This window comes from Anaerolineaceae bacterium oral taxon 439, from assembly GCA_001717545.1.
Classification (GTDB): domain Bacteria; phylum Chloroflexota; class Anaerolineae; order Anaerolineales; family Anaerolineaceae; genus Flexilinea.
The window spans coordinates 1,178,912-1,192,254 of sequence record CP017039.1 but is presented as its reverse complement, the minus strand read 5'-3'; the positions used below and the strand labels follow the sequence as shown (position 1 = coordinate 1,192,254).

Annotated in this window: 14 protein-coding genes; 10 read left to right on the top strand and 4 right to left on the bottom strand. The window is 55.7% G+C overall.

What is annotated here, in order from left to right; translation table 11 throughout:
* Window positions 1–241 precede the first annotated feature (241 nt).
* The 5 genes from BEQ56_05360 (at window position 242) to BEQ56_05340 (ending at window position 4,944) form a co-directional block, all read left to right on the top strand.
* Window positions 242–1,153, top strand: coding sequence for a hypothetical protein (locus BEQ56_05360; GenBank protein ID AOH44419.1), 912 nt, complete (start codon window positions 242–244; stop codon window positions 1,151–1,153).
* A 589-nt stretch (window positions 1,154–1,742) separates the two neighbouring features.
* Window positions 1,743–2,738, top strand: coding sequence for a hypothetical protein (locus tag BEQ56_05355; protein ID AOH44418.1), 996 nt, complete (start codon window positions 1,743–1,745; stop codon window positions 2,736–2,738).
* On the top strand, window positions 2,735–3,580 hold the full coding sequence (locus BEQ56_05350; protein AOH42953.1) for an ABC transporter ATP-binding protein: 846 nt from the start codon (window positions 2,735–2,737) through the stop codon (window positions 3,578–3,580). The genes BEQ56_05355 and BEQ56_05350 overlap by 4 nt, the downstream gene beginning before the upstream one ends.
* Window positions 3,580–4,329, top strand: coding sequence for an ABC transporter ATP-binding protein (locus tag BEQ56_05345; GenBank protein ID AOH42952.1), 750 nt, complete (start codon window positions 3,580–3,582; stop codon window positions 4,327–4,329). Before BEQ56_05350 ends, BEQ56_05345 begins: the two co-directional genes overlap by 1 nt.
* A gap of 69 nt (window positions 4,330–4,398) precedes the next feature.
* Window positions 4,399–4,944 (top strand): ECF transporter S component, encoded by a 546-nt coding sequence (locus BEQ56_05340; GenBank protein ID AOH42951.1) that lies wholly within the window; start codon window positions 4,399–4,401, stop codon window positions 4,942–4,944.
* An 80-nt stretch (window positions 4,945–5,024) separates the two neighbouring features.
* On the opposite strand, the gene BEQ56_05335 is transcribed toward BEQ56_05340, so the two are convergent.
* Window positions 5,025–5,240: a hypothetical protein gene (locus BEQ56_05335; protein ID AOH42950.1), complete on the bottom strand. Its 216-nt coding sequence runs from the start codon at window positions 5,238–5,240 to the stop codon at window positions 5,025–5,027.
* Here BEQ56_05335 and BEQ56_05330 point away from each other — a divergent pair.
* The 3 genes from BEQ56_05330 to BEQ56_05320 all read left to right on the top strand — a co-directional run bounded on the left by BEQ56_05330 (window position 5,220) and on the right by BEQ56_05320 (window position 8,238).
* Window positions 5,220–6,947 (top strand): heme ABC transporter ATP-binding protein, encoded by a 1,728-nt coding sequence (locus tag BEQ56_05330; GenBank protein AOH42949.1) that lies wholly within the window; start codon window positions 5,220–5,222, stop codon window positions 6,945–6,947. The genes BEQ56_05335 and BEQ56_05330 overlap by 21 nt on opposite strands.
* Window positions 6,923–7,759 (top strand): hypothetical protein, encoded by an 837-nt coding sequence (locus BEQ56_05325; GenBank protein ID AOH42948.1) that lies wholly within the window; start codon window positions 6,923–6,925, stop codon window positions 7,757–7,759. Before BEQ56_05330 ends, BEQ56_05325 begins: the two co-directional genes overlap by 25 nt.
* Before the next feature lie 62 nt (window positions 7,760–7,821).
* Window positions 7,822–8,238, top strand: coding sequence for a hypothetical protein (locus BEQ56_05320; protein AOH42947.1), 417 nt, complete (start codon window positions 7,822–7,824; stop codon window positions 8,236–8,238).
* A 156-nt stretch (window positions 8,239–8,394) separates the two neighbouring features.
* Here the strand turns inward: BEQ56_05320 and BEQ56_05315 are convergent, their stop codons facing one another.
* Complete coding sequence (locus tag BEQ56_05315; GenBank protein ID AOH42946.1) at window positions 8,395–8,724, bottom strand: hypothetical protein; 330 nt, start codon at window positions 8,722–8,724, stop codon at window positions 8,395–8,397.
* Window positions 8,725–8,913: 189 nt separating this feature from the next.
* Between BEQ56_05315 and BEQ56_05310 the strand changes: the two genes are divergently transcribed.
* Both BEQ56_05310 and BEQ56_05305 read left to right on the top strand, forming a co-directional pair.
* Complete coding sequence (locus BEQ56_05310) at window positions 8,914–9,354, top strand: GNAT family N-acetyltransferase (GenBank protein AOH42945.1); 441 nt, start codon at window positions 8,914–8,916, stop codon at window positions 9,352–9,354.
* An 18-nt stretch (window positions 9,355–9,372) separates the two neighbouring features.
* Window positions 9,373–10,665 (top strand): tyrosine--tRNA ligase, encoded by a 1,293-nt coding sequence (locus BEQ56_05305; GenBank protein ID AOH42944.1) that lies wholly within the window; start codon window positions 9,373–9,375, stop codon window positions 10,663–10,665.
* Window positions 10,666–10,789: 124 nt separating this feature from the next.
* On the opposite strand, the gene BEQ56_05300 is transcribed toward BEQ56_05305, so the two are convergent.
* A complete protein-coding gene (locus tag BEQ56_05300) occupies window positions 10,790–12,103 on the bottom strand; it encodes a UDP-glucose 6-dehydrogenase (GenBank protein AOH42943.1) in 1,314 nt (437 codons plus the stop codon).
* 24 nt (window positions 12,104–12,127) lie between these two features.
* Window positions 12,128–13,333 (bottom strand): hypothetical protein, encoded by a 1,206-nt coding sequence (locus BEQ56_05295; protein AOH42942.1) that lies wholly within the window; start codon window positions 13,331–13,333, stop codon window positions 12,128–12,130.
* Between the last annotated feature and the right edge of the window lie 10 nt (window positions 13,334–13,343).

Genomic DNA, 13,343 nt, shown 5'->3' with positions numbered 1-13,343 from the left:
AAATCCGGGCTGACTTAAGCTGTGTCTGACAGAGAGGACATGCAATTCCATGGCGTTTAACTTATTTTCTTCGAGCAAAAAGAAGCCGACCGGCGTCCGCCGGATCAACTGGCTTCGGATAATCGTCGGTCTCGGCGCTTTATCGTTCCTGATTTACCGGACGATCATCCTGATCACCCGTCCAACCTATGGATCGGTTTTCTGGCTCAGCTTCCTGAACACCGGGCTGATCGTCGGCGGAATGTACGCGCTGATCGCGATCGGCTATACGCTCGTTTACGGAGTCATGGCGCTGATTAACTTCGCCCATGGCGATATCATGATGTTGGGATGCTTCGCGGGATTTTTTACGTTCGAAGCGCTTGACGCATGGCAAATCGGCGAATCGAATTTCATGAACGCCTACCCTGTCCTGGCGATCGCGGTCGCCTTCCTGATCGGAACGTCAGTCTCAATGCTCAGTGGGTTCCTCCTCGAAAAAATCGCATACCGACCGCTGCGAAACTCTCCGGTCCGATTAGCCCCGCTGATCAGCGCCGTCGGCGCGTCGATTTTTATCGAAACCGCCGCGCAACTGATGTTCGGGGCGACAAAGAAAACCTATAAAAACCCCGGTATCCTCGCTCGTGGGAGCGGCTGGAATATCGAAATGGGCGAAGGCATGATCGTGATTACCAAGACCGGCGTTTTCAGCCTCGTTCTGGCGCTGATCCTGATGATCGCGCTATACCTCTTCGTTCAGAAAACCAGGCTGGGGAAATCGATCCGCGCCGTGTCGCAGGATAAAAATACCGCACAGCTGATGGGGATCAATACCGACCGGGTCGCCAGCCAGACGTTTATTATCAGCGGTTTCCTCGCCGGAGCCGCCGGCGTCATGTGGGGGATCCATAACGGCCTTTTTAATCATTACGTCGGCTTCCTCCCGGGGATCAAAGCTTTCACGGCCGCCGTCCTCGGAGGAATCGGAAATATCCCGGGCGCAATGGCCGGCGGAATGATCCTGGGGATCGTCGAATCGATCGGCCCGGCTTTTCTCGGAATCGATTTCCAGCTGAAAGACGTTATCGCGTTCTCGATCCTGATCCTCGTATTGATCCTTAAACCGTCCGGCCTCTTTACCCGAAACCTATCGACACAGGAGAAAGTCTGACATGAAAAATTCATTCGGAAACGCGGCGATAAAAGGGGTTCTCGCCGGCGTCATTCTCATTTTCCTTGAATTGATTAACATGACCGCCGCGCTTGGGATCATGCTTGAAAAGCTGCTGACGTCGAACGATAAAGTCAAAACGTCCTCTCCGGCGTTTTACGCCGGCGTCGTCGCGCTCGTCGCCTTTTTCGCAGCGCTCAGCTACATCCGGTCGCTCTACCGTCCCGGAACGGCCAAACCGTCGCTCGGGCGCAGCCTTGGCCAGTCGCTCCTGCTCGGCGTTTGCGCCGGCGTCCTGATCGCGGCGCTGAACGCGGTTCTTGGAAGGTTAAACGCGGACGGAGTAAAAATCCGCGCCTATTTAGACATGATGTCTCCCGATGCAATCCGGACCGCCGCGTTTGGGCTCGAAATCCCCCGCATGATCGCCGTCTACATCGGGCTGACCGCCGCCGGCGCGCTCTGCGGCGGAGTCCTTGCCTGGATCCTCAAGACGACCGACCAGCCGGCGAAATCCTGGCGCGCGCTTCAGAAAAGCGTCGCCGGAAACGAAGCGATCCGCCGCATCCGCAGGAACAAAACCGTTCGGATGACTTTCCCCGTTATCGTCATCCTGCTTTGCCTCGCGCTCCCGCTGGTTCTAAGTCCCTACGGGATTTCCGTCCTCGGACTGATCCTGATTTACGCGATCCTGGGCCTCGGGCTGAACCTGATCGTCGGACTCTCAGGTCAGCTCGTTTTCGGCTTCGTCGCCTTTTACGCGATCGGCGCGTACACGTTCGCGCTGCTGACCGCGCCAAAGCCGCTCGGGCTCGAATTCTCATTTCCGCTCGCGTTCATTATCGCCCTCGTCATCTCTGGGCTGGGCGGCGTCATCGTCGGGCTGCCCATTATGAACCTGCGCGGCGATTACCTGGCGATCGTGACGCTTGGGTTCGCCGAGATCGTCCGCGCGCTCGTAAATTCAAACCTGCTCGCCGACTTTACCGGCGGTCCGCAGGGGATCAAAGACATCGGGCAGCCGGGACGATTCGAGTTCATCGACCGGCTCTTCGGGAAACCCATCCCAGATAATCTATATTTCCTTTATGTGATGATCTTCCTGTTCGCGCTCTGCCTCTACGTCGTTTACAGGCTCCAATATTCGCGCGTCGGGCGAAGCTGGGAAGCGATGCGCGAGGATGAAACCGTTGCGCAGGCCTGCGGCGTTTCCGTCGGGAGCTATAAAGTCCTCGCCGTAATTATCGGCGCGGTCATCGCCGGAGCCGCCGGCGCGCTTTACGCCTCGCGGAATACGTATATCGGGCCGGGCGATTTCGTCTTCATGGTCTCCGTAAACTCGCTCGCGGTCATCGTCGTCGGCGGCATGGGGTCGATCCCCGGCGCGCTGATCGGAGCGTTCATGATCAAAGGCGTTCCCGAGCTTCTCCGCGATCTTGAAAACTACCGGATGGTCGTGTTCGGCGTACTGCTGATCGCGATGATGATTATCCGGCCGGAAGGATTATTCCCGATCCGCAGGAGGAAAATTTACGCGGAGCCGGATAAAAATCTGGAAAAGCTGAAGGAGGAACTGAAGCCATGAGCGAAGCCGCCCCCTCTCGCCGTCTCAATATCCTCGAAACCGAAGATATTATTATCAACTTTGGCGGGCTGACCGCCGTGAATAACGTCAACGTCAAAGTCCCGTATCAGTCGATCTTTTCAATTATCGGTCCGAACGGCGCCGGAAAAACGACTTTCTTCAACTGCATCTCCGGCTTCTATAAAATCGACTCGGGAACCGTCCTCTTCCAGGGCCGCCCGATCAACGGCATCCCGACCGACGAAGTCGCTAACCTCGGAATCTCGCGAACTTATCAGAATATCCGGCTCTTCTCCAGCATGTCGGTCATCGAAAACATCCTCATCGGACAGCAGCCGCGGCTGCGTTCAAATCCGGTCGACGCAATTTTCCAGACCTACCGCAACCGCCGCGAGGAAAAGCAGTCGATTCAAAAAGCCGCCAACCTCCTCGACTTCGTAGGGTTGACCGGCTACGCGAACGAACTATCCAAAAACCTTCCCTATGGGGCGCAGCGCCGGCTCGAAATCGCCCGCGCGCTGGGGAACAATCCGCACCTGCTCCTCCTGGACGAACCCTGCGCCGGAATGAATCCGCATGAATCGGACGCGATGATCGAGCTGATCAACACGCTTCGTTCAGAGCTCAAAATCACGATCATCCTCATTGAACATGATATGAAAGTCGTCATGAACATTTCGGACCATATCGTCGTTCTCGACCACGGCGAAAAAATCGCCGAAGGAACCCCGGAGGTCATCCGCCACGATCAGCGCGTTATCGAAGCGTACCTCGGGGCGGGAACCGAAAATCTCGTCGTGAAATATGCGCAGCGGAAAAAACAGGGAAAGCGAGAAGCATAATGTACTTTCAGATTCGAGACCTCAACGTCTATTACCGCGCGATCCACGCGCTTCAGGGAATCTCGCTGACCGTTAATCGCGGCGAAATCGTCGCGCTGATCGGCGGGAACGGCGCAGGGAAAAGCTCCACGCTGAATTCGATTTCCGGCGTCGTCGAAATTACCAGCGGATCGATTACGTATCAGGACGAAAACGTCACCAGTATCCCCACCGATCAGATCGTTCGAAAGGGCCTCGTTCAGGTCCCGGAAGGACGGCATATTTTCCCGAAAATGACCGTGCAGGAAAATCTGGAGATGGGCGCGTTCCTCAAGAACGACCCGGCGCAGATCCGCCGCGACCTTGACCGCGTTTACGAACTCTTCCCGCGGATGAAAGAACGGCGAAGCCAGGCCGGCGGCACCCTCTCCGGCGGGGAACAGCAGATGCTCGCGATCGGACGTGGGCTGATGGGGAATCCGGACTTAATGCTCCTCGACGAACCGTCGATGGGGCTTTCTCCAATCCTCGTCGAGCAGATCTTCGATATCATCGTCGATATCAACGCTCAGGGCACCTCGATTCTCCTCGTCGAGCAGAACGCGCAAATGGCGCTGGCGGTCGCCGATCGCGGCTACGTCCTCGAAACGGGCGAAATCGTTTTAACCGGCACGGGTTTAGAGCTGCTCAACAATCCGAAGGTTCAGGCTGCGTATCTCGGCGGCGGGAATGGTTCCGGGAACGGGGAACCGGGAGCTTATTATTTTTAGAATTACGTTTTTTCTGATAATTCTAAGTATAATTCAGGCAACAGAAAACCGGAAAGGAAAAGTACCAAAATGAAATTGAACACCCGAACCATTGTTGCGATAGGCATTGGCTCAGCCATCTTCCTCGTCCTGAACCGTTTCGTTTCAATCCCGACCCCGATTCCGAATACGAATATTTCGACCGCGTATCCGTTCCTGGCATTCATGGCGGCGCTCTTCGGCCCGATCGCCGGCGCGCTGATCGGATTGATCGGTCATGCGCTGACCGATATGCTCTTCTACGGCGGCGTCTGGTGGAGCTGGGTCGTCGGCTCAATCGCGCTGGGCGCGATCGTCGGCTCCTGCTGGAACCGGCTCTCGATCGAACGAGGCGAAACGAAGCTCTCCGATTTCATTACGTTCAACGTCTTCCAGATCATCGGCAACGCCATCGCCTGGGGACTGATCGCTCCGGGGCTCGACATGCTGATCTACGCTGAACCGGCGCAGAAAGTATTCAGTCAGGCAGCTGCGGCCAGCCTCGCTAACATGCTTTCCATCCTGATCTTAGGCTCGCTCTTCCTGTTCGCTTACTCGAAAACGCGAACCCAGTCCGGAAGTCTTCGGGAAGAATAAAAAAAACGCTCCTCGTCAGGAAAAAGCGGGACCGGTTTCCATTCTACGGTAACGCTATACAATTTGGAACGTGTTGGCGCTCAAACCTGAGCGTGGCGGGATGAGGAAGCGGGGACGCTCTCCCGCTTCCTCGCCTGAATTAACCTCCCAAACCGGGAAAAGTTCCGAATCAGATCGTTATCATAGATGATCGCGCGCCCGCTTCCCACGCAGGTTTGGACAGGCTTTCCGCCGAGCGGTTCGCGCGTCCAAACGCAGCTTCGACCGGAAAGCCGATGAAACAGCCCGTCATTCAATTTAAAAACTTCTCCTTTCATTACACTGCGCAAGCGAAACCAACGCTCAAAGATATCAATTTAACCGTTTACGCCGGCGAAAAAATCCTGATCCTCGGCCCGTCGGGAAGCGGGAAAAGCACGCTGGGACATTGCGTCAACGGTCTCGCCCCGCATTATTACAAAGGTAAGATCACCGGAACGATCGAAATTCAGGGTTCCGTCGCAAACGACACTGTAATTTATGACCGATCGAAGATGATCGGGACCGTGCTCCAGGATTCGGACGGGCAGTTCGTCGGTCAGACCGTCGGCGAAGATATTGCGTTTTCGCTGGAAAACGACTGCGTCCCGCAGAGCGAAATGATCCCGCGCGTCGAAGCGGTCGCCCGCCTCGTCGACATCGATCACCATCTCAAATCCACGCCGCAGGAAGTCTCCGGCGGGCAGAAACAGCGCGTCGCGCTGGCTGGCGTCCTGATCGACAACGTCGATATTCTTCTTTTCGACGAACCGCTCGCGAACCTGGACCCCGCGACCGGCCAGTACGCGATCGAACTGATCGACCGCCTCGCGCAGGACGAGAGCAAAACCATCCTCATCATCGAACACCGGCTCGAAGACGTACTCTGGCGCGGAATCGACCGGATCTTCCTGATGGATCATGGGACGGTTATCGCCGACGACACGCCTGACCGGATCTTAGCCTCAGGGATGCTCCGCGAGTACGGGATTCGCGAACCGCTCTACCTGACTGCGCTCCGCTACGCCGGCGTTCCGGTTACGCCGGAGCTTCGCCCCGCGTCCGTCGCGAAGCTTCCGATCGAAAAAATCCGCGAACCGATCCAGCGCTGGTACCGGTCGATTAACGTTCCTCAAACGAGCGAAGAAAAAGAAGAGATCCTGACGTTCGACGACGTTTCGTTCGCTTATAACGATACGCGCGAAGTATTGAAAGAGATTAACTTCACGATCCACAAAGGCGAAATGATCGCGATCGTCGGAAAAAACGGCGCGGGGAAAAGCACGCTGTGCAAGCTGATCTGCGGATTTGAAAAACCCACGAGCGGCGAGATCCGGCTGCGCGGAAAGAGCCTGAAAGACGTATCGATCCGCCGCCGAGCCGATTCGATCGGCTACGTCATGCAAAACCCGAACCAGATGCTCTCGAAGGTCCTGATCCGCGAGGAAGTTGGACTGGGATTGAAGCTGCGCGACGTCGAAAAACAGGAAATCGACCGGCGCGTCGACGAGGTCCTGAAAATCTGCGGATTGTATCCGTTTCGGAACTGGCCCGTCTCCGCGCTCTCGTACGGTCAGAAAAAACGCGTCACGATCGCCGCGATCCTCGTCCTCGAACCGGACGTCCTTCTTCTCGACGAGCCGACCGCCGGGCAGGACTTCCGTCACTATACCGAAATCATGGAATTTCTGGTCGATCTCCAGCGGCGCGGGCTGACAATCGTCATGGTCACCCACGATATGCACCTCATGCTCGAATATACCGAACGCGCGATCGTTATCGCCGACGGAAAGCTGATCTGCGACGAGCTGCCGTCCCGCGTCCTGACCGACGGCGACGTTATCCGGAAGGCCAACCTGAAGGAAACGAGCCTGCTGACGATCGCGAAAGCGTCCGGAATTGCCGACCCGATCCGCTTCGTCCAGCGGTTTATCGACTTCGACCGCGAAGAAAGGGAGAAATGGCGTCTGAAAACAACCTGCTAAGCTATATTGATCGAGACAGTCCGGTTCATCGCCTCACCGGCGCGACGAAACTGATCGTCTTTCTGCTCTGGACGATTGTCTGCATGATCAGCTACGATACCCGCGTCCTAGGTCTGGCGCTGATCCTGTCGATCATCGTTCTGAAAATTGCGCGGATAAAATTCAGCGAAATCCGAGCCGTCGTCCTCTTCATCCTGATTTTTCTTCTTCTGAACGACCTGACAATTTATCTTTTCGCCCCGGAACAGGGCGTCGAAATCTATGGAACCCGGCGGGAATACTTCCGCTTCACGACTAACTTTACCGTCACGCGGGAACAGCTCTTTTACCTCTTTAACGTTACGCTGAAATATATAACGATCGTTCCGATCGCGCTCCTGTTTATCGTCACGACCGACCCAAGCGAATTCGCCGGATCGTTAACCCGACTGAAACTGTCCTACCGGATAAGCTACGCCGTCTCGATCACCCTCCGTTATATCGACGATATTCAGACCGATCTTCACAATATTTCGCAGGCGCAGCAGGCGCGCGGGACCGACCTGTCGCGGGAAGCGCCGCTTCGAAAACGGATCGCCGGACTGACCGAGGTCGCGATCCCGCTGATCTTCTCGTCGCTGGGACGGATTGAGCTGATCTCCAACGCGATGGACCTGCGCGGGTTCGGAAAAAAAGAACGGCGGACGTGGTACTGCGAACGGCCGATGACCCGATCCGATTACGCAGTCCTGATCGTCGCCGCGCTGCTGAGCCTGGGCGGGATCGCGATCACCTTCGCGAACGGCGGACGTTTCTTCAACCCCTTTCGATAACATTCTCGTTAGTCGCCGCAAATTATGCTATGATTATTAATACATGAAAGGAGAAGAGGATCATGAAAATCAAAGAATCTGCTGAGGATTATCTGGAAGCGATCCTGATTCTGGAAAAGAAGAATGGCGCCGTTCAATCGGTCGACATCGCGAACTACCTGGGGTTTTCAAAACCCAGCGTCAGTATCGCGATGAAGAAGTTCCGCGAAAATAATCTCGTTTCCATGGATCATAACAACCTGATCGAGCTGCTTCCGGAAGGCCGAAAAATCGCCGAACGCACCTACGAACGGCATACGACGCTGTCCCGGTGCTTCAGGATGCTCGGGGTCTCTGAACCGAACGCGACGAAAGACGCCTGCCGTGTTGAACATGTCATCAGCCAGGAAACGTTCAGCCGCATAAAAGATTTCGTCAGGAAATTCGAGGAATCGGAGGAAAAAAACGAAAGCCAGCCGGGTCCCGACGTCGCTTCGTAAAAGGACCGGAGACCGCGTTTTTGGTCTGCGCTTTTTCCGAATCGTCCGGAGCTGCCGATCGATAACAGCCCCTGCACTTTTGACCTGCGGGGAAGGTATTTCCCTGTGCGGCAATCGGCGGCGGGTGGATGAAACCCTGTCCCGCGCCGAAATCCGCTATTTTTCCGTCAACGTTTTAACTCCATAAGCCAGGACCAGAACCGGCGCAAAGAACCCCTCTAACGGGATCGCGTTCAGCAGCGGCACTTCAATCAACGGACGCAGCGCAATCAAACCGAACAGCAGCGCGAACAACCCCCAGAACCAGCCGCCGCCGTTTTCGCCGTTCGCGAACTCGACCAGCCCGATCAGGACATACGCGATCGGGAACCATTTCACAAAGTTAAAATTTCCAATCACAACCGAAATATTCAGCATCGGAAGCAGCTGAAACAGTCCGAAAAAAATCAGAATCACCCCGACAAACCGAACAAACCCTTTTTGCATCCTGTCCTCCGACAACAATCGTTATAGACCTTGACAAACGCCAACTTCTATAATTGTACCTCATGCAATAACTATGCCGACCGAAGCTGTAAAATTGACCAGCCTGTTAATCGTGGCAACGTTTGAATAGTATAATCAAGGACAATTCCGGTCGGCTCCGATCGGAAAAGCAAGCAAAAGAAGGAAAAGATGAAAATAATCGAAGTAACCGAATATTCCGAAGCGGCTGAGAAAGCGATTCTCCGCCTCCTCCCGCAGCTTTCCGCTTCTGCAAAAAGACCGACGACCGCGGAAATTAAAGACCTGATCCGGGGGGAGGCATCGATTTTACTCATGGCGGTCGAGGAAGATCAGGGCAGCGCGGCGGCAGGGATGCTGACGCTCGCGGTATTCCGGATCCCGACCGGCGTCCGCGCCTGGATCGAAGACGTCGTCGTCGACGAGGACAGCCGCGGGCAGGGAATCGGCGAACGGCTGGTTCAAGCCGCGATCGAGCGCGCGAAAACCGCGGGCGCGATTACCGTCGACCTGACCTCCCGCCCCTCCCGTGAGGCCGCGAACCGATTGTACCGGCGCTGCGGCTTCGTTCAGCGTGAAACGAATATTTATCGGCTCTCAATCGAAAGTTAACGAAAGGCGACCAACCCCATGACGATCCCAAAAAATATCTTTACCGAGCTGAAATCCCGCGGCATGGTCCACGATGTCATCGAAGGTTTACCGGAAATCCTCGCCGGACAATCCGTAACGCTGTATAACGGATTCGACCCAACCGCCGACTCGCTGCATGTCGGGCATATGGTCCCCATGCTCGCGCTGGCGCGCTGGCAGCGCTGCGGACATCATGTAATCGCGCTCGCCGGGGGCGGGACCGGAATGATCGGCGATCCCAGCGGAAAATCCGACGAACGGAACCTGCTCGGGCCGGACGAAATTCATCATAACGTCGAAATGATCCAGAAGCAATTAGCGCACTTCCTCGATTTCGAGGTTAAGACCAACCCCGCGCGGATCATGAACAACGCTGATTGGCTCAACCAGCTGAACCTGATCGATTTTCTCCGCAGTATCGGGAAGCATTTTACCGTCAACGCCATGCTCGCGAAGGACGCGGTTAAAAGTCGGATCGACCGTGAAAACGGGATTTCGTTTACCGAGTTCAGTTACAGCCTTCTTCAGTCGTACGACTTTTATCACCTGTATAAAAACTACGGCTGCACGGTTCAGGCGGGCGGCTCGGATCAATGGGGGAATATTACCGCCGGCGTCGAGCTGATCCGCCGGAAACTCGGACAAACGGCCTATGGGATCGTTTACCCGCTGATCAAAAAGAAAGACGGGACGAAGTTCGGGAAGACCGCCGGCGGCGCCGTCTGGCTCGATCCGAAACGAACCTCGCCATATAAGTTCTATCAGTTCTGGCTCAACGCCGACGACAGCGACGTCATCGACTTTATCCGTTTCTATACGTTTTTTACGCCGGAAAAAATCGCCGAGCTGGAAGATAAAACGGCGAACCGCCCCGAAGAACGCGCGGCGCAGCGGGCCTTAGCGGAAGAGATGACGTACCTGATGCACGGGCAGAAAGCGCTCGACAAGGCGCGTCAGGCGACCTCGGCTCTTTTCGGCGGCGATATCGACGGCCTTTCCGCCGACGATATTCAGGATATCTTCGCCGACGTTCCGTCGAAGACAATCCGTCCCGCCGAGCTGAGCGGCGCGCCGGTCGACCTCGCGGCCTTCCTGAGCGAGACGAGCGGCTTCCTGAAATCGAAAGGGGAGGCGCGCCGGGCGATCGCCGAAGGCGGAATCTACCTGAATAATCATCGCGCCGACAACGCGGCCGCAATCGTCACCCGATCGGACTTTATCGAAGGCGCGTTCCTCGTCCTCCGCCGCGGAAAGAAAAACTACTTCCTGGTTCGCCTGAGCGAAGAATAACGCGTCCAGCGTACGAAAAAGCGGGATCGCGCTGCGAGCTGCCTCTGAAAATCAGGCCAGAATCTGACCTGAGGAAGCCGTCTCACGCCCGCGTCCCGCTTTTTTTATTCCCGGAATTAAAAGATCAAATCGTATATTTCCCCAACCCCACGCCGAAATACCGGTACCCCATCGACGTCAGCAGCTCCGGATCCCAGAGGTTCCGTCCGTCGAGAACGATTTTCTGCGCCATGAGCTTCGAGACCTTATCAAAATCGAGCTGCTTAAACTCGTTCCATTCCGTCGCCAGGACCAGCGCGTCCGCGCCTTCGACAACCTGATACGGATTTTCGCAGAGCGTCACCTCCGCGGGGACCAGCGATCGCGCCTGCTCCATTGCCTCGGGGTCATAGCTTCGAACGACAGCGCCCTTCCTGACGAGAATCCCGATAATATCCGCCGCCGGACTCTCGCGCATGTCGTCGGTATCCGCCTTAAACGCCAGCCCAAGAACTCCGATACGCTTCCCCTTTACGTCGCCGAAGAGCGTTTCCAGCTTTTCAACGACGCGCATTCGCTGGGTCTGATTGATCCGGATAACGGCTTCGAGAAGCTGCGGCTGGGTCCCGTATTCCCGCGCGATATGCGCGAGCGCTTTTACGTCCTTCGGGAAGCAGCTCCCGCCCCAGCCAATCCCGGCGTTCAGGAACTTCGGCCCGATCCGGTTATCCAGCCCCATCCCCCTGGCGACGTCGATCACGTCCGCTCCAACCTTTTCGCAGATATTCGCGATCTCGTTAATAAACGAAATTTTCGCCGCTAAAAACGCGTTCGACGCATACTTGATCATTTCAGCCGTTCGGATATCGGTCTTCACGATCGGACAGCGCAGCGGCGCGTACAATTCTTCGATCATGTCGACCGCGCGCGGATTCTTCGACCCCAGAACGACGCGGTCCGGACGCATGAAATCGCCGATCGCCGATCCTTCGCGTAAGAACTCAGGGTTCGAAACGACGCTGAAATCGAACGTCTTCCCGTTCGCGTGATGCTGGAGCATGTCGTCAATCCAATCGCCCGTGCCAACCGGAACCGTCGATTTATCGACAATAATAAACGCCCCCTCGACGACCTCCGCGATCCGCTCCACCGCGGATTCGACGTACGATAAATCCGCTTCACCGTTTTCGCCGGAAGGCGTCCCGACCGCAATAAAAATAATCTCGACGTTTTTCAGCGCCTCAGCGTAATCCGTCGAAAACCTCAGCCGGCCGGCGCGGTAAGACCGTTCGACGATCTGGTCAAGCCCGGGCTCATAAATCGGCATCACGCCCGCCCGCAGGTCCGAAATCCGCTTTTCATTGATATCCAGACACGTTACGAAATTCCCTAAATCCGCGAAACACGCGCCGGTGACCAACCCGACATAACCAGTCCCAATAACAGTAATTTTCTTCATGAATGAATCGATTCCCTTATGTTGTTAGTCAGTTTTGCCCATTTTTTCGAGCCAACCGCGTACCATCGTGTACAGCTCCTGCATCTGGGAAACGTATAATTCGTCCCGCAGGTTAACGTCGTCCATCTGCGTCGCGTAATTATCCTCAATCAGCTGTATCCGCGTTTGCAGCACGTCGGCCGTTCGCTTCTGATCGTTGAGGATTTCTTCCTGTCCGAGCTGATAAGACTGCCAACGCTTCTGATTGTCTTCCTTAAACGTTGACCATTCCTGCCGCAGTTTCTCTTCCATCAGCCGTTCCATCTCGACCAGCTCGTTCGTCCGCCGGTCGAAACGATTCGTAACCTCGTCGAGCGTATCCTGCGAACGCTTGACGGATCGCTGCGTATTCTCGATCGATTGCATCTGCGTTTCGAGACCTGCCGCCTTAACGACGATTTCGTCGAACGCCTTCTTCCACTCCTGCCACGTCTTTTCGAATTCAAGCAGCGTCAGCGACTGTTTTTCCTGGAACGAAATCGACGATTGCTTCCGCTCGCTTTCCGACGAGAGAAGCTCGTTCATGCGCTGTTCAACCTTACGCAAATTATCGTTCACCAAGTCCACCCGTCCGCGCATCTCGTCGATCCGCTTGCGGTACGCCCCCATTTCGGTATGCACGTCGGTAACGCGCTTCGCGTCCTGCTTCCGGTTTTCTTCGATCGTCTTCTGAAATCGGTTGTACTCTTCCTTATCAAGCGCGGCGGATTCAATCCGCGAATTGACCTCCTCAATCATGCGGTTCAGGCGGAAATATTCCTCGTTCCGCGTCAGGAGCGTCTTTCGGATTTCCTGAAGCGGTTCGATTGACTTCCGAAGCTCGCTGAGCGTCCGATTCGCCGAATCCAGCCCGTTCCGGCGCGCGCTATCGATCTCCTTTTCGCGTTCCGTATGCGTCTTATCGCGCTCTTCAATCTGCCGGAAGGCGTCGATCCGCAGCTGGGAAATCTGATGATCCAACAGGTCGATCCGATTCTGAAAACTCGAAAACCTGGCGAATTCTTCCTGAAGGTCCTTGATCTCGCTCTGTAAAAGAGAATGGTTCGTATTCAGGTCGGTTATCCGGCTTTCCAACGCCGTAATCCGACTCTTATCTTTCCGGCGCTCGTTATCGAGCCATTCAAGCCGCTTGATGATCTGCTCCATGTCGACGAAGCCGTCATCAACCGTTCGGTTCCAGGATTGTGCCATAAAAGTCTGT